This window comes from Dactylosporangium darangshiense (genome assembly GCF_039537565.1).
Taxonomy (GTDB): Bacteria; Actinomycetota; Actinomycetes; order Mycobacteriales; family Micromonosporaceae; genus Dactylosporangium; species Dactylosporangium darangshiense.
In genome coordinates this window covers 1-15,334 of record NZ_BAABAT010000002.1, presented here as the reverse complement: position 1 = coordinate 15,334, position 15,334 = coordinate 1, and the positions used below count along the sequence as shown (strand labels likewise).

General features: G+C 71.0%; 14 protein-coding genes and 1 pseudogene. 6 read left to right on the top strand and 9 right to left on the bottom strand.

Annotated features, from left to right (window positions below):
- Positions 1-12: 12 nt before the first annotated feature.
- The 3 genes from ABD901_RS03675 to arfA are packed head-to-tail and all read left to right on the top strand — an operon-like array spanning position 13 to position 3,238.
- Entirely contained in the window at positions 13-897 is an 885-nt protein-coding gene (locus tag ABD901_RS03675) for a carbohydrate ABC transporter permease (RefSeq protein ID WP_345121202.1), read from the top strand.
- Positions 884-1,717, top strand: a complete 834-nt coding sequence (locus tag ABD901_RS03670; protein ID WP_345121200.1) for a carbohydrate ABC transporter permease — start codon at positions 884-886, stop codon at positions 1,715-1,717. The genes ABD901_RS03675 and ABD901_RS03670 overlap by 14 nt, the downstream gene beginning before the upstream one ends.
- Positions 1,718-3,238, top strand: coding sequence for an arabinosylfuranosidase ArfA (arfA, locus tag ABD901_RS03665; RefSeq protein WP_345121198.1), 1,521 nt, complete (start codon positions 1,718-1,720; stop codon positions 3,236-3,238). It begins immediately after the preceding gene.
- Positions 3,239-3,350: 112 nt separating this feature from the next.
- On the opposite strand, the gene ABD901_RS03660 is transcribed toward arfA, so the two are convergent.
- The 3 genes from ABD901_RS03660 to ABD901_RS03650 all read right to left on the bottom strand — a co-directional run bounded on the left by ABD901_RS03660 (position 3,351) and on the right by ABD901_RS03650 (position 5,371).
- Positions 3,351-4,463: a DUF4032 domain-containing protein gene (locus ABD901_RS03660; RefSeq protein ID WP_345121196.1), complete on the bottom strand. Its 1,113-nt coding sequence runs from the start codon at positions 4,461-4,463 to the stop codon at positions 3,351-3,353.
- Between the two features lie 22 nt (positions 4,464-4,485).
- The gene (locus tag ABD901_RS03655) at positions 4,486-4,632 is read right to left on the bottom strand and encodes a hypothetical protein (protein WP_345121194.1); all 147 of its coding nucleotides are present in this window, start codon (positions 4,630-4,632) and stop codon (positions 4,486-4,488) included.
- A 313-nt stretch (positions 4,633-4,945) separates the two neighbouring features.
- Positions 4,946-5,371 (bottom strand): winged helix-turn-helix transcriptional regulator, encoded by a 426-nt coding sequence (locus ABD901_RS03650; protein ID WP_345121192.1) that lies wholly within the window; start codon positions 5,369-5,371, stop codon positions 4,946-4,948.
- Positions 5,372-5,484: 113 nt separating this feature from the next.
- Between ABD901_RS03650 and ABD901_RS03645 the strand changes: the two genes are divergently transcribed.
- Complete coding sequence (locus ABD901_RS03645) at positions 5,485-6,354, top strand: aldo/keto reductase family oxidoreductase (RefSeq protein ID WP_345121190.1); 870 nt, start codon at positions 5,485-5,487, stop codon at positions 6,352-6,354.
- A 19-nt stretch (positions 6,355-6,373) separates the two neighbouring features.
- On the opposite strand, the gene ABD901_RS03640 is transcribed toward ABD901_RS03645, so the two are convergent.
- The gene (locus ABD901_RS03640; protein WP_345121188.1) at positions 6,374-7,033 is read right to left on the bottom strand and encodes a response regulator transcription factor; all 660 of its coding nucleotides are present in this window, start codon (positions 7,031-7,033) and stop codon (positions 6,374-6,376) included.
- Positions 7,021-8,229 carry a sensor histidine kinase gene (locus tag ABD901_RS03635; protein ID WP_345121186.1) on the bottom strand — a complete coding sequence of 403 codons (1,209 nt, stop codon included), beginning with the start codon at positions 8,227-8,229 and terminating at the stop codon, positions 7,021-7,023. The genes ABD901_RS03640 and ABD901_RS03635 overlap by 13 nt, the downstream gene beginning before the upstream one ends.
- Positions 8,230-8,368: 139 nt before the next feature.
- Between ABD901_RS03635 and ABD901_RS03630 the strand changes: the two genes are divergently transcribed.
- Positions 8,369-9,088, top strand: a complete 720-nt coding sequence (locus ABD901_RS03630; protein ID WP_345121183.1) for an ABC transporter ATP-binding protein — start codon at positions 8,369-8,371, stop codon at positions 9,086-9,088.
- Positions 9,089-9,091: 3 nt separating this feature from the next.
- Complete coding sequence (locus tag ABD901_RS03625) at positions 9,092-11,647, top strand: FtsX-like permease family protein (protein WP_345121181.1); 2,556 nt, start codon at positions 9,092-9,094, stop codon at positions 11,645-11,647.
- A gap of 31 nt (positions 11,648-11,678) precedes the next feature.
- Here ABD901_RS03625 and ABD901_RS03620 read toward each other — a convergent pair whose 3' ends face one another.
- The 4 genes and pseudogenes from ABD901_RS03620 to ABD901_RS03605 all read right to left on the bottom strand — a co-directional run.
- Complete coding sequence (locus ABD901_RS03620; protein WP_345121179.1) at positions 11,679-13,400, bottom strand: amylo-alpha-1,6-glucosidase; 1,722 nt, start codon at positions 13,398-13,400, stop codon at positions 11,679-11,681.
- Positions 13,401-13,410: 10 nt separating this feature from the next.
- The gene (locus ABD901_RS03615; protein ID WP_345121177.1) at positions 13,411-14,217 is read right to left on the bottom strand and encodes a carbohydrate ABC transporter permease; all 807 of its coding nucleotides are present in this window, start codon (positions 14,215-14,217) and stop codon (positions 13,411-13,413) included.
- Positions 14,214-15,098, bottom strand: a complete 885-nt coding sequence (locus tag ABD901_RS03610; protein ID WP_345121175.1) for a carbohydrate ABC transporter permease — start codon at positions 15,096-15,098, stop codon at positions 14,214-14,216. Before ABD901_RS03610 ends, ABD901_RS03615 begins: the two co-directional genes overlap by 4 nt.
- Before the next feature lie 7 nt (positions 15,099-15,105).
- Positions 15,106-15,334, bottom strand: a pseudogene (locus ABD901_RS03605) (sugar ABC transporter substrate-binding protein); the annotation flags it as partial.

Genomic DNA, 15,334 nt, shown 5'->3' with positions numbered 1-15,334 from the left:
ATGAACCATTTCATGATCACGGCCACTCGAGCGCTGCGGCGGCTCAACCCGGCCTACCTCTACCTGCTTCCCAGCCTGACGCTCATTGCGGTGTTCATCGCCGAGCCCATCGCCGGCTCGGGCTGGATGAGCCTGCACGACTGGACGATCGGCGAGGAGACGCACCGCTGGATCGGGCTCGACAACTACGTCGAACTCTTCGGCGACGAGCGGTTCCGCAACGCCCTCACCGTCACGTGGCTGTACACGGCGGTCGTGGTCGTCGGCCAGGTCGGGCTCGGCTTCGCCCTGGCCCTGTGGCTGCGCCGCACCACGTGGCTGACGAAGGTGCTGCGATCGGCCTTCTTCTTCCCGACAGTGGCCTCGTTCGCCGTCGTCGGCGTGGTGTGGAAGTTCCTCCTCGATCCCCAGGTCGGTCTGGTCAACGGCTGGCTGGGACGGATCGGGATCGTCGGGCCGACCTGGCTGACCGACACGAGGCTGGCGCTGCCGACCGTGATGGCGATCGGCATCTGGAAGGGGGCCGGCTTCAGCATGATCGTGCTGCTGGCCGCGCTGCAGGACGTCCCGCGAGAACTCATCGAGGCGTCCACACTGGACGGTGCCGGCCGGTGGCAGCAGCTGCGCGCGGTCGTCCTCCCCGCGGTCCGGCCGGCGCTGCTGTTCACGGTCGTGATCGCGACGGTCACGTCCCTGCAGCTGTTCGATCTGGTCTACGTCATGACCTCAGGCGGGCCGCTGTTCCACACCGAGTCGATCGTGGCGTACCTGTACCAACGCGGGTTCGTGGAGTTCCGCATGGGGTACGCCAGCGCGATCGCCTGGGTGTTGTTCCTCATGATCCTCGCGGTGTCGTTGCTGCAGCTGCGCATTGGTGGCCGCGATGACGACGATTAAGGTACTGCGCCGCACCGGCCGGATCGCGTCGTGGCTCGTGCTCTGCGTCGCCGCGGCGGCCACGATCCTGCCGTTCGTGTGGATGCTCAGCGTGGCGGTGCGGACCCCGGCCGACCTGTACGGCCATCCGGCCGGGCTGTGGCCGGGTGAGTTCACGGCGGCCGGGTTCAAGGCGATCCTCACCGACCTGCCGTTCGCGCGGCTGGCGTTCAACACGTTCCTGTTCGCCGGCGGGACGACCGTGCTGCTGGTGCTCTTCGACTCGCTGACCGCGTACGCGCTGGCCAGGCTGCGGTTCCGGGGGCGACAGGCGGTGTTCGTCATCATCCTGGCCACCCTCATGGTGCCGTTCCAGGTGACCCTGATCCCGGTGTTCCTGACCCTGTTCCATCTGGGCTGGCTCAACACGTTCCAGGGCCTGATCATCCCGAGGGCCACCAGCGCCCTGGGCATATTCATGCTGCGCCAGTTCTTCCTCACCATCCCCCGGGAGCTCGACGAGGCCGCGCGCATCGACGGCGCCAACTCGTTTCACATCTACCGGCGGATCATCCTGCCGCTGGCCAAGCCGGCGCTTGCGTCACTGTTCGTCATCCAGTTCATGGCCCTTTGGAACGACTTCCTCTGGCCGCTCGTCGTCTCCAGCACCATCGAGATGCGGACACTGCCGTCCGCGCTCACGCTCTTCCAAAGCCAGTCCGGCGTCGACCACGCCGCCCTCATGGCCGGCGCCGCGATCTCGCTCGCGCCGCTGGCCGTCGCATTTCTGCTGGCCCAGCGCTTTTTCGTGCAGGGCGTCGCCACCACCGGTCTGAAGTAGATGGGACCCACCGTGCTCAACTGCCACGTCACGCTCGACCCCGCATTCCGCATCGGCCCCGTCGACCCGCGCCTGTTCGGCTCGTTCGTCGAACACATGGGCCGCTGCGTCTACGGCGGCATCTTCGAGCCGGGGCACGACCACGCCGACACCGACGGCCTGCGCCAGGACGTGCTCAAGCTCACCCACGAGCTTGGCATCACCTTGGTGCGCTACCCCGGCGGCAACTTCGTCTCCGGGTACCGCTGGGAGGACGGCGTCGGCCCGGTGGGCGAACGACCCCGCCGGCTCGACCTCGCCTGGCGTTCGGTGGAGACCAATGCCTTTGGCCTCAACGAGTTCATGACCTGGGCACGGCGGGCCGAGGTGGAGCCGATGATGGCGGTCAACCTCGGCACGCGCGGCATCCAGGAGGCGTGCGACCTGCTCGAGTACGCGAACCACCCGGGCGGCACCTACTGGTCCGACCTGCGCATCGCGCACGGTGTCCGGGAACCGCACGGCATCAGGCTGTGGTGCCTGGGCAACGAGATGGACGGACCATGGCAGGTCGGCCACAAGAGCGCCGAGGCGTACGGCGTGCTCGCCGCCGAGACCGCCAAGGCCATGCGGCAGGTCGATCCCGAGATCCGGCTGGTCGCCTGCGGCAGCTCGAACGACCGGATGCCGACCTTCGGCGCCTGGGAGGCGACGGTCCTCGACCACACCTTCGACCACGTCGACTACATCTCGCTGCACGCGTACTTCGAGAAGGCCGGCGACGACCGCGCGAGCTTCCTCGCCTCGGGCCTGGCCATGGACCGCTTCATCGACGGGGTGGTCGCTACCGCGGATCACATCGCCGCCAAGAAGCGGTCCCGGCGGAAGCTCCTGCTCTCCTTCGACGAGTGGAACATCTGGTACGAGAGCCGGTTCGCCGGTCACACCAACCTCGACTGGGCCCAGGCCCCGCGCCTCATCGAGGACGAGTACACCACCGAGGACGCGGTCGTCGTGGGCTCGCTGCTGATGAGCCTGCTGCGCCACGCCGACCGGGTGGGCGTCGCCTGCCTGGCGCAGCTCGTGAACATCATCGCCCCGATCCGCGCCGAGTCCGACCGGCCGGCATGGCGGCAGACCATCTTCCACCCCTTCGCCCTCACCGCCCGCCACGCGCGCGGCGACGTACTGCGCGTCGAGCCGGTCACGCCGACCTACGACACACCGCGCCACGGCGACGTGCCGGTCGCCGATGTGGTCGCGACCCACGATCCGGCCACCGGCGAGGTCACCGTCCTCGCGGTCAACCGCAGCGAGACCGAACCCGTGCTGCTCCAGGCCGTGGTTCGCGCCCTGCCCGGGCTGCGCGTCGCCGACCACCAGATCATCGGTGGCGTCGCCGACGAGCTCCTGCTCACCAACCACGCGGACGCCCCGGAACGGGTCGGCCCGCGTCATGGACACGGCGCCGCCATCGACGCCGGCACCCTCGCCGTCGAGCTGCCCCCGGTCTCGTGGAGCATCCTCCGCCTCGTCCCCTGACCGTTCCGTACCACCCGCACGGTCTACCTCGGGTCGGTGCACCTGCCGGCAAAGTACCGCCACCCGATGAGCATCCGACCAGCAGAACGATCTACGCCTCAAAAGAGGAACGTCAGTCGTCGGAGAGCTCGGCGACCAGCTCGGGGGTGAGGGCCGGAAGCGTGCCGGTCGGCGCCTCCGCGATCGCCATCTTCGCCGCCGACTGCGGCGGGACCGAGCGATCCCGGAGCGCGTCGAGCGCCGCCGCGTCGCCGACGTCGCGCCCGGCCTGCTCGCTGAGCAGCCAGCGCACCTCCAGCAGATCGCAGTACGCCTGGATCGGGTCGCCGAGCCCGCCCACCGCCTCGTGTGCCCGCGCCATCCCGGGCCGGAGCACCCCTTCGAGCCAGCGTTGCGCAGCGCGCGCGTCGGTGAGCTCCGGATGCGCCTGCCGCGCGTACGCCTGGTATGCCCGCAGATCACCGAGCAGGATCCGCGCCTGGCCCTCCCCCACGTCAAGGCTCGTCAGGTCGTGCAGCTGGGTGGCGTGGAACCGGTGGGCGGCGACCGCCACCTTCAGCCGCACCTTCTCGCCGCTCTCGCCGGCCGACTCCAGCTTCACCTCGTCGACGGCGAACCCGAGGTCGTGCAGCCTGCGGATCTGCCCTTCGATCTGGTACCGGTCGCCGAAGGCAAACACCGGCTGAGCGTGCAGCACGTCCCGCAGCGCCTGATAGCGGGTGGCGACGCTGCACGCCTCTTCGATGAGCAACTCCTCGACCTCGGGCGGCTGCTCGAGGCGGACCGCAAGGTCCATCATTCCGGCGGCGACATTCTCAACGAGGATGTCGATGTCGTACTGCCGCTGCCCATCGCTGAGCTGCGGATGGATCTCGCTCGTCTCCGCGTCGACGAGGAACGCCTGCAGGATCTGCCCGTCGCGCGAGAACAGGGTGTTCGCAAGCGAGCAGTCGCCCCAGAACACCCCGTTGCGGTGCAGATCCACCAGGAGGCTGGCCATCGCGTCGAGCAGCCGCTCCCGGTGCTTCGAGGCATCCGGAGGCAGCCGCATCAACAACCGACGATATTGCCACGACCGGTCCAGGTAGCGGGTGACAAGGATCGCGGTGTCCTCGTGCGGCTGGATGACCAGACCGGCGGGGCGCACCGCTGGAAGCGAACGGCGCTCCAGGTCGCGCAACACCGCATATTCCTTCGCCGCGATGCGCTGCGGCAACTCCTTCAACGCCCAAATCGCATCGTCGGTCTCAACGAACCGCACGAGGCCGGCTCGGGCCGACCGGGAAGTCGCGGAACGGCACCTCAGTGGCGTCCCACTCCTCCAGCGGCTCCAGCCACGGCAGCGCGATCAGCCCGGGCGTGGCGACACGCAGACGGAGCTCCAGGGGTTGCACGGCGCCACCCTACGGCCGACCGGCTCCCCGCCGCCATGCTCGGCGTCACTACGCAGGACGCAGGGAGCTGGTCGCGGCGGACCGCAGCGATGCGCGCCTGCTAGACAAACTCACCTGGCGGCCGACCCGCACCTCCGGGCAGTCCCAACGCGTGTTCAGATCCGAATTCAGCGATGCCCTGCTCGCCGCTGCCCGTCCCGGTGCAACAACGGCAGGTCCACGTCAGCAGCGAGGCGACGCCGAAGCTGAACAGTCGAACCCGGGGAACGCCGGCTTTTCTCCGCTACGTGCACCACGCAGCGGTTGGCCGACATCAGGCGGTGCCGGTGTCGTGCGTCGCGCGATTGGCGAACACGTCGTCCATGTGCGTCTCGGCCCAGGTCTTGAGGCCGCTCATCATCTGATGCAAGGAAAGACCGAGCTCGGTCAGCTCATAAGAAACCGTGACGGGCACGGTCGGCACTACAGTACGGCTGATCAGCCCGTCACGCTCCAGCGAGCGAAGCGTCTGCGTCAGCATCTTCTGGCTCACACCGGCCAGCAGGCGAGACAACTCCGAGTAGCGCATCGGCCGCGGCTCGCCGGCGCAGTCGGGGCCGCTGCCCAGAGCGGCCAGGATCAGCGCGACCCACTTGTCGGAGATGCGGTCGAGCAGCTGGCGGCTAGGACATGCCGCCAGGAAGGCGTCATATTCGGCCTTCGCCTCCGCCCTCTTCTGGGCTGCTGTCGTCGTCGCCATCGGCGGCTCCTCCAACCGTTGGGTGCCTAACGAACCTGGAAGTGCCTACTTCCCGCAAGAGAGTTACTTCCCAATAGTGGAGCAAGCACCCGACGAAAGACAGAGGTACGAGCATGGTCTCCACTTCCCTTCCCGGCGGTACCTGGCCGCTGGGAGACCTGACCGTCACCCGGTTCGGCTACGGCGCCATGCAGCTGGCCGGCCCCTGGGTGATGGGGCCGCCCGCCGACCACGACGGTGCCCTCGCCGTCCTCCGCGAGGCCGTCGACCTCGGCATCACCCATATCGACACCGCCGACGCCTACGGGCCGCGCGTCACCAACCAGTTGATCCGCGAAGCGCTCCACCCGTACGCCGAGTCGCTGCACATTGTGACCAAGGTCGGCGCGACCCGGGACGAGCAAGGCGGCTGGCCGCCGGCCCGGGACCCGGAAAGCCTGCGCCGGGCCGTCCACGACAACCTCGAAACGCTGGGCCTCGAGGTGCTCGACCTGGTCAACCTCCGGCTCGGCAACGCCGAGGGACCTCAGCCCGGCTCGATCGCCGAGGCATTCGGAACGCTTGTCGACCTCCAGCGACAGGGCCTGATCCGGTACCTCGGCGTGAGCAACGCGACAACCGAACAGGTCACCGAGGCGAAGGCGATCGCGCCGATCGTGTGCGTGCAGAACATGTACAACCTCGCGCACCGCCAGGACGACGAGCTGATCGACGCGCTCGCCGAAGAGGGCATCGCCTACGTGCCCTTCTTCCCGCTCGGCGGCTTCAGCCCGCTGCAGTCCTCGGCACTCTCGGCCGTGGCCGTCCGGCTGGCGGCGCCACCGATGTCGGTCGCCCTGGCCTGGCTGCTGCAGCGCTCGCCGAACATCCTGCTGATCCCCGGCACCTCCTCCACAGCCCACCTGCGCGAGAACGTCGCCGGCGCTGGCCTCTCGCTCTCCGCCGACGACCTCACCGAGCTGGACAAGATCGGCCACTGTTGAAAGGTTTCGGACCTTTGGTTCACGACAGACGCCGGATGTCCTCGAGGTAGCGCAGAACCGCGGCGACGCGGCGGTCCACCTGGTCGGTGGGAGACAGGTCCAGCTTGGCGAAGATGTTGCGGATGTGTTTGTGTACCGCGCCGTCGGTGACGACGAGGCGTTCGGCGATGGCGCCGTTGCCGAGGCCCTCCGCCATCAGGGCCAGGACGTCGCGCTCACGCGGGCTGAGCCTTTCCAGGCGGGGGTCCTGCCGGGAGCGGGTGAACAGCTGCGCCACGACCTCGGGGTCGATGGCGGTGCCGCCGTCCGCCACGCGCCGCAGCGCGTCCAGGAACTCCTCGACCCGGCCGACCCGTTCCTTGAGCAGGTAGCCGAGGCCGCCGACACCGCCGGCGAGCAGATCCGTGGCGAAGGACTGCTCGACGTATGCGGAGAGCACGAGGACGGGCAGGCCGGGCCGGCGGCGGCGAGCCTCGACGGCCGCGGCGATCCCCTCGTCGGTGTGGGTCGGTGGCATCCGTACGTCGAAGATGGCAACGTCCGGTTGGTGTTCCCCGATGGCGTCCAGGGCGTCCTCGGCGTTGCTCGCGGTGGCCGCCACGTCGTGTGATTCGGCGCGCAGCAGCAGGGCGAGCCCTTCGCGCAGCAACGGGTCGTCCTCGGCGATCACAATCCGCATGCAAGTTCCGCCTCAAGGATGGTCGGACCGCCCGGTGGGCTGGTCAGCGTCATGGTTCCGTCGTGGGCCTCGATGCGGCGGCGGATGCCGGTGAGCCCGGACCCGCCGCCCTCGTCGGCACCGCCGCGCCCGTCGTCCTCGACGCGCAGCCGCAGCCGGCCGCCGCGGCTCGTGGCCGTGACGGTGGCGTTGCGGGCGCCGCTGTGCTTGGCGACGTTGGTGAGGGCCTCGGCCACGACGAAGTAGGCGGTCGCCTCCGCGGACGCGGCGCAGCGTTCGGGTACGTCGACGTCGATACGGCACGCAACCGCGCAGTCGGCGGCCAGGCCGGACAGCGCGCCGGCCAGCCCCCGGTCGTCCAGCACCGGTGGCAGGATGCTCCGGGCGACCGTCCGCAGCTCGGCGAGCGCCATCTCGGCGGCGGTCTGGGCGCGCTCCAGGAGCTCATCGGCGCCGGCCGGGTCGCGGGCCACCATCCGGCGGGCGGCGCCGAGCAGGATCGTGACGCTGACCAGCCGGTTCTGGGTGCCGTCGTGCAACGACCGCTCGATGCGCCGCAGCTCGACCGCGTGCGCGTCCAGGGCGGCGGCGCGGGTGGCGGTGAGCTCTGCGACGCGCCGGGACAGGTCCGTCTCGGGCCCGGCCGTGAGCAGCTGCGCTCCGGCCCGGGACTGCAGCCGGGCCATGCCCGGCGCGAGCCCGAGGATAACGGCGATCCAGCCCAGGCCGAGCAGTGCGACGGCGGCGGCGCCGGCCCAGCTGTGCACAGTGCCGATGCCCACAGCGGTGGCATTGGCATCCTCGGGCACGAAGCGCCACCACAGCGGGAAGGTGCCGTCGCGGACGGCGAAGGCGGGGAGCAGCACCCCGAGCAGGCCGAGGATCAGGCCGACGGTAGCGTGCCGGACCAGCCAGCGCAGTTCCCGCCGGGTGGTGGGGTCGGCGAGGGCCAGGCGCAGCTGGGCAGGCGGAGGCTCCGGGGCGAACACCGGCCGGCCCCAGCGGGCGAGCCGGAGGCGTTCCCGGCCCGCCAGGGCGTGCAGCGCGCGCAGCACGGCGGGCGCCATCAGCAGCCCCACCCCGACCAGGCTCGTCACGGCGGTGACGACCAGCCACAGCAGCACCAGCAGGGCCAGCACGCTCGTGCCGAGCCCGGAGGCGAGCTGTCGAACGGCATTGGCCGCGGCGCGGAGCATCCCGGTCCTCCCCTGCCGCCGAGTACAGCCTGCTGTACCTCAACTGGGCGGCCTGCGGGATCGTCCGGAAAGGGCCTGATCCATACGTTGGTGACACAAGTCTCCCGGCGCCACACAGTACCCCAGGAGGGCTCCTGCCATGCCGTCCGCCATCACGCTCGCCCAGGTCAGCAAGGAGTACGCCGGCGGCGTACGCGCCCTGCAAGACGTGTCCCTGAGCGTGGAACGCGGCACGTTCCTCGCCGTGATGGGGCCCTCGGGCTCTGGGAAGAGCACGCTGATGCACTGCGCCGCCGGGCTCGACTCCCCGACATCGGGGAGCATCCGCATCGATGGCCAGGAGATCGGCGCGCTGAACGAGACCCGCCGTACCGAACTGCGCCGGGAACGCGTCGGTTTCGTGTTCCAGGCGTACAACCTGATCCCGTCGCTCAGCATCGAGGACAACATCACGCTGCCGCTGCGGCTGGCCGGACGTGCGCCGGACCGTGACTGGCTGCGGACGCTGGTGGACCGGGTGGGGCTGGCGGACCGGCTGCACCACCGGCCCGCCGAGCTTTCCGGCGGCCAGCAGCAACGGGCCGCCATCGTCCGGGCGCTGGTGGCCAAGCCGGCCGTGGTGTTCGCCGACGAGCCGACCGGCGCGCTGGATCTGCGCAGCGCCCATCAGGTGCTGGATCTGCTGCGCGACCTCGTGCGCGAGATGCATCAGACGGTGGTGATGGTCACCCACGATCCGGCCGCCGCGGCCCGGGCGCACCGGGTCCTGGTGATGGCCGACGGCCGCGTGGTCGAGTCCCTCGACCGGCCTTCCGCCGCCGAACTCGGCCGCCGGCTCGTCGCGTTGGGCGAGGCCTGAGCCATGTTCCGTCTCGCGCTGCACATGGCAGGGCACCGGATCACGGCGCTGATCGCCGTGGCCTTCGCGGTGCTGGGCGCCGCCGCCCTCATCACCGCCACCGGGGTGCTTGCCGAGTCCGGTCTGCGCTCCCACCTGCCCGCCGGCCGGCTTGCCGGTGCGGACGTGGTGGTCTCCGCCGACCAGGGGTTCCACCCCAGCGGGGATCTGCCGATCGCCCTTCCGGAACGCCGTACGGTCCCGGCCAGTCTGCTCGCCGAGCTCTCCGGTCTGCCGGGGGTGACGGCGACGGTCGGGGACCTGAGCTTCTCGGCCGCGGTCGTCGACGCCGGCGGCCGTGTCGTAGTGGTCGGGGATCCGCGCACGGCGGGACACGGCTGGTCCTCGACCCGGCTGACGGACCCGGGGGTCGACGGCGCCGCGCCCGCGGGTTCCGGCGAGGTCGCCGTGGACGGCGCCACCGCCGCCGCGGCGGGCGTACGGGTTGGTGACATGGTCACGGTCGCCGCCGCCGGCCGGCCACCTGCGCCGTACCGTGTCTCGGCCGTGGTCGACGCACCGCGCGGCGGGATCCTCTTCGCCGATGCGACGGCGCGAGTGCTGTCCGGCCGCACCGGCGAAGGACCGCGCGCCGGGACCGTCGACCTGATCGCTCTGCGTACCGCACCGGGCGCCGCGGATTCCGTGGCCACCGCCGCCCGGGAACGGGTGAAGGGCACGGGACTGGTCGTGACGACCGGTGCGGGCCGGGGGGATATCGCGTCGCCCGGTGCGAGCGCGTCGCGCTCGCTGCTGGTGTTCCTCGCCGGTTCACTCGCCGGAGTTGTCCTGCTGGTCACCGGGTTCGCCATGGCGAGCGCGCTGGCCGTGTCGATCGGCGGGCAGCGCCGCGACCTCGCGCTGATGCGGGCCGTCGGGGCGACCCCGAAGCAGATCCGTCGCCTCGCCGCCGCCCAGGCCACCCTGATCGCGGCGGTGGCGCTGGTGCCCGGTGCGGCGCTGGGCTATGTGCTGGCCGGGCAGTTGCGTCGGCTGCTGGCGGACCGCGGCGTCGTACCGGCCGAGCTCCCGCTGACCATCAGCCCGTTACCCGCCCTCGCGACCGTGCTGTTGACGGCGCTGGCGGTGCAGCTGTCGGCCCGCGGAGCGGCCTGGCGCACCTCCCGGATGCCGGCCACCGAGGCGGTCGCCGAATCGCGCAGCGAACCCCGCGACCCGTCGAAGGCCCGCACCCTCGCCGGGCTGGTGGTCATCGCCGCCGCGACGGCGCTGTCGGTCGTACCCCTCGTCTCCCCCACAGTGCTCGGCTCGGCCAGCACCTCCATCGCGGGCATCATCTCCGCGATCGGCCTGGCCCTGGCCGGGCCGGCCCTGGTTCGGGGCGTCGGCGCCGCTGCGACCCGCCGCACCCGGTCCGGCAGCTCCGCGGCGACCTGGTTGGCGATGTCCAACTTCCGCGCCTACGCCCTGCGCAACGCGGGCATCGTCAGCGCCCTGGCCATGGCGGCCGTGTTCGTGCTCACCTACACCCTCACCCAGACCACAGTGCTGGCCGCCACCGCGCAGGAGATCCGCGACGGCACCCTCGCCCAGCAGCGGCTGAGCGCGCCGGGCCTGGGCGCGGTGCCTACCGGCGCCCTCGACGCCGTACGGGCGATACCCGGCGTACGGGCGGCCGCGCCGGTCAGTACCACCACCGTGGTGTGGTCCTACCAGCTCTTCGACGACACGCAGAGCGAGTCCGGATCCGCGCTGATCCTCACCCCGGACGCCGCCGACGTCCTCGACCTCGACGTGCGGGACGGCAGCCTGGACCGCCTCACCGGCGCCTCCATCGCCGTTAGCAGCGATGTCGCCCGCTCCCCAGGAGCGCAGCCCGGCCGCAAGGTGGGCCTGGTCCTCGGCGACGGCGCCCGGGTCGAGGTCACGGTCGTCGCCGTGTACGCCCGCGGTCTCGGCTTCGGCACGGTCGTCCTCTCCCGCGACCTGGCCGCCGAGCACACCACCACGGGACTGGACCAGAGCATCCTCGTGCGCACCGACGGCACCGAGAACGCCCGGCAGGGCCTGACCGCCTTCGCCGCCGCTCACCCCGGGCTGACGCTCGAGAACACCGGCGCCGAGCCGGGCACCGACTCCGGCGCCCGCCTCAGGGACGCACCGCCGGAGGTGTGGATCAACCTCGCGACCATCGTGGTGCTCCTCGTCTATCTGCTCCTGAGCATCGCCAACAAGCTCGTCGCCGCCACCACGCAGCGCCGGGTCGAGATGGCGGCCCTGCGTCTGAACGGCACCACACCACGACAGATCCGCGCGATGATGCGCCGCGAGGCCGCGGTGACCGCGGCCACCGCGCTGGTCACGGCGCTCCTGCTGTCAGCGGCTCCCCTCGCCCTGCTGGGTCAGGGTTTCCTCGGCCGCCCGTGGCCCGCGGGCCCCGCATGGCTGCTGCCCGGTGTCGCCCTGACGGTCACGGTCACGGCCTTCCTCACCATCGAGCTCCCCACCCGCCGGGCACTGCGTACACCTCCCGCCCACGCCATCCACGGCCTCCACTGAACGTCGGCCACGGCGGTGAGGAACGCGCGTTTCAGGTGCGTGGCGGTATTCCCTTGGGTGTTTGGCGCCGGTGGCGCTCGACATGTGCGGCCGCGAGGATGAGGTAGGCGCTCGCCGTCCAGGTGTAGGCGCGGTCGCGCAGGCCGGCGCCGGTGCGGGCGTCGAAGTTCTCGGCGAAGCCGGACCGTTCGCACAGCGCGCGGAAGCGGACGCTGATTTCGTCGGCCAGGTCGATGTGGCCGGCGCGGCGCAGCCCGTCCTCGATGAGCACGGTCGACGGTGCCCAGATCGGGCCTCGCCAGTAGCCGTCGTCCTCGTAGAGCCCGGACGTCGGCCGCTCGGTGGCGAGGCCGTGCTCCGTGAGGTGTTCGCCGATCCGTTCGGCAAGGCGGGTGCGGACGAGGGCGGGCAGTTCGCGGCCGAGGACGATCGGCATGAGGTACAGCAGGCTGTCGGTGCTCCACGTGTGCCCGGTCTCGCAACTGCGCGCCACGAACCGGTCACCGGCCCACAGCCGCTCCAGCAGCGCCGCGCGAAGCTGGTCGGCGCAGCCGGTCCACACCTGGGACTCGTGGTCGAGTCCCAGGTGTGCGGCGAGCGCGGCGAGCTCGCGGGTCTGCAGGACGAGGAACGCGGCGAGGTCGGCGCTCTGCACGACCCGGCCCGGGTCGAACAGGGTGGCGTTGTCCCAGCCGCTGTCGTTGCCGTGGTGGTAGTGCGGCAGGTCCTCGCCGGGGGCGCGGCGCACGGTGAGCCAGAAGTTGGTCCAGCGCACGAGGTGCGCGTACGCGCTCATGAGTTCGGCCCGGTCGAGGTCCGGCAGCCGCTCGCGCAGGCGGGCCAGCGCCCAGCCGTGGATGGGTGGCTTGACGAAGTTGTAGAGCACCTCCGAGTGGGCGATCGAGTCGGGCAGTCCGCCGGCGTCGTCCTGGTGGTCGAACACGATCCGGAACTGGTCCCAGGCGAGCTGCGCCCGGCCGGGCGCGAGGGCCAGGGCGTTGAAGCAGTGGTCCCAGCTCCACACCTTGTCCATCCAGTGCTTCGACATGAGCACGGCCGGGCGGGTGACGAACCCGGCCGGGGCGACGGTCGCCGACCAGAGCACGTAGGCGGCGAGCTCGGCCGCCGGGGTGCTGCCGTCCCGCCACGGCGCGACCGCGTCGGCGAATGCCACGAACCGCGCGTCCGCGGCCTTGACGGCCTCGTCGAAGCCGAGCGCCGGCCGGTACGGCGGGCGGTCGCCGGCGTACTCCTCGACGGCGATCTCCCAGGGCCCGGCGCCGAGGACGACGCCGCGTTCGGCGGTGCCGAGCGCCTGTGCGCCGCGCACGTCGATGTCGTCGCCGGTGAGCACCGTGATGCGGTACCGGCGGCCGGTCCCGTAGTTGGTGAACACGAGCGCGCCGTCGAGCGGGTCGCGGTACAGATAGGTGCCGCTGAACGGGGTGAGGGTGGGCTCGGCCGCGAGCACGGCGAGGCCGAGCCCGGCGCCGCGCAGCCGGACGGTGTCGGGTGCCTCGTAGGTCAGCTCGACGCGTCCGGCGTCGTGCGCCCACTCCAGCCGGGCCGGTGTCGCGGTGACGGTCGCGCCGGCCGTTGCCGGGACGAACCGCAGCACGGCGTGCAGGCCGTTCTGGTGCGACACCAGGTGCAGGTCGTCGGCCAGGGTGCCCTCGGCGATGACCGGCGAGATGCCGAACCAGGATCCGGGGTGGCTGAAGGGAATGTCGCGGATCGCGAACACGGTGCTCATTTCGATGGGGTCAGTCCTTGACGGCGCCCGCGGTGACGCCGGTGGCGACGAACCGCTGGGCGGCGACGAGCAGGATGGTGGCCGGAATGGACGCCACGACGGCGGTGGCCATGATGGCGTTCCATTCCTGGTTGTTGTTGCCGATGTACCGGTAGATGCCGAGGGTGATCGGCCGCTGCGTCCCGCCGCCGTCGAGCGTGCTGGCGAACACGAAGTCCGACCAGGCCCACAGGAACGCGAACAGCGACACGGTCACGACGGCGTTGCGGCTGACCGGCATGACGATCGCGGTGAAGGTGCGCCACGGCCCGGCACCGTCGGTCTTCGCGGCCTGCAGCAGTTCGTCGGGGATGCCGGCCATGAACGCGGTGAACACGAGCACGGCGAACGGCACCGCGAGGGTCGAGTCGGCCAGGATGAGGCCGGGCCAGGAGTTCAGCACGCCGAGGTTGAGGTAGATGGCGTAGAACCCCATCGCCATGATGATGCCGGGGATCATCTGGGCGATCAGGAACGCGAAGCTGACGACGCCGCCGCCGCGCGGGCGCAGTTTGGCCAGGGAGTACCCGGCGGGCGCGGCGAGCAGCACGGTGAGTGCGACGGTGCCGAGGCCGACGAGCAGGCTGGTGCCCAGGTACGGCATCTGCTGGCGCAGGACGGCCCGGTAGCCGTCGAGGGTCGCGTCCAGCGGGAACCAGTTCGGCGGGGTCTTGCGCATGTCCTGGTCGCGGGTGAGCGAGACGTTCACCATCCAGTACACCGGAAACAGCATGACGGCGGTGAGCAGCAGCCCGATCCCGGTTCGCACGCGGCTCATCCGAGCCTCCGTTGCACGCGGATGTAGAGCAGGCCGCAGGCCAGTGCGATGACGATGAGCAGGTTGCCGACCGCGGCGCCGGGTCCGAACTGCGGCAGCAGGTTGCCGAAGCCGAGCCGGTACGACCAGGTCGCGAGGGTCGTCGACGCGCCGTTCGGCCCGCCCCTGGTCATGATCCAGATGATGTCGAAGACCTTGAGCGTGTACACCAGGCCGAGCAGCAACGTGATCAGCGAGACCGGGCGCAGCAGCGGGAACGTGATGCGCCAGAACTGCTGCCGGCTCGACGCGCCGTCCAGCGCCGCCGCCTCGTACAGGTGCCCCGGGATCGCCTGCAGGCCGCTGTGGAGCACGACGAGGTTGAACGGGATGCCGATCCAGATGTTGGCGGCGATGACCGAGACCAGTGCCCAGTCCGGCGACGTGAGCCAGTTGACCGGCGCGATCCCCGCGACGTCGAGGACCGCGTTGACGATCCCCGAGTCGCTGTTGAGCATCCACGACCAGGTCGAGGCCGACACGATCAGCGGCAGCAGCCACGGCACCAGGAACAGTGCCCGCAGCGTCGCCGAGAGCCGGAAGTGCCGGTTGAAGAACACCGCCAGGGCCAGCCCGACCGCGAACTGCGCGGCCAGCGACACCGCCGTGAACACCAGCGTGTGCAGCAGCGCGGGCCAGAAGGTCGGGTCATCCACGACGGTGCGGTAGTTTTCCAGACCGCTGAACGGGGCGCCGCCCTGCACGAACGAGCGGACCGTGTAGTGGCGCAGGCTCAGGTCGACGTTGCGGTACAGCGGATAGGCGTAGAAGGCGAGCAGGTAGGCCGCGACGGGCGCGATGAACGTCCACGCGGCCCACTGCCCGGAGCGCTTGCGGTGCATGACGTCCTTACTTGGTGGCCGCGGCCGCGGAGCTCTGGGCGGCGGTGAGGGCGTCGGCCGGCGACTTCGACCCGCTCAGCGCCGCCTGCACGGCCGTCCACAGCGGTTCGGAGATCTTCGGGTACTTCGTGCCGAGGTCGTCGCTGGTGCGGCCCTTGGCGGCCTTGACCGCCTCGACCCAGACCTTCAGCTCGGCGTTGGCCGCCACCTGCTTGGTCTGCACGGCGTCGGTCGCC

Bases quoted from the DNA above. Each gene is read 5' to 3' on its own strand.
- ABD901_RS03675 (WP_345121202.1), top strand. From the start codon at position 13: ATGATCACGGCCACTCGAGCGCTGCGGCGGCTCAACCCGGCCTACCTC.
- ABD901_RS03670 (WP_345121200.1), top strand. From the start codon at position 884: ATGACGACGATTAAGGTACTGCGCCGCACCGGCCGGATCGCGTCGTGG.
- arfA (WP_345121198.1), top strand. From the start codon at position 1,718: ATGGGACCCACCGTGCTCAACTGCCACGTCACGCTCGACCCCGCATTC.
- ABD901_RS03650 (WP_345121192.1), bottom strand. From the start codon at position 5,371: ATGGCGACGACGACAGCAGCCCAGAAGAGGGCGGAGGCGAAGGCCGAA.
- ABD901_RS03645 (WP_345121190.1), top strand. From the start codon at position 5,485: ATGGTCTCCACTTCCCTTCCCGGCGGTACCTGGCCGCTGGGAGACCTG.
- ABD901_RS03640 (WP_345121188.1), bottom strand. From the start codon at position 7,033: ATGCGGATTGTGATCGCCGAGGACGACCCGTTGCTGCGCGAAGGGCTC.
- ABD901_RS03635 (WP_345121186.1), bottom strand. From the start codon at position 8,229: ATGCTCCGCGCCGCGGCCAATGCCGTTCGACAGCTCGCCTCCGGGCTC.
- ABD901_RS03630 (WP_345121183.1), top strand. From the start codon at position 8,369: ATGCCGTCCGCCATCACGCTCGCCCAGGTCAGCAAGGAGTACGCCGGC.
- ABD901_RS03625 (WP_345121181.1), top strand. From the start codon at position 9,092: ATGTTCCGTCTCGCGCTGCACATGGCAGGGCACCGGATCACGGCGCTG.
- ABD901_RS03620 (WP_345121179.1), bottom strand. From the start codon at position 13,400: ATGAGCACCGTGTTCGCGATCCGCGACATTCCCTTCAGCCACCCCGGA.
- ABD901_RS03615 (WP_345121177.1), bottom strand. From the start codon at position 14,217: ATGAGCCGCGTGCGAACCGGGATCGGGCTGCTGCTCACCGCCGTCATG.
- ABD901_RS03610 (WP_345121175.1), bottom strand. From the start codon at position 15,098: ATGCACCGCAAGCGCTCCGGGCAGTGGGCCGCGTGGACGTTCATCGCG.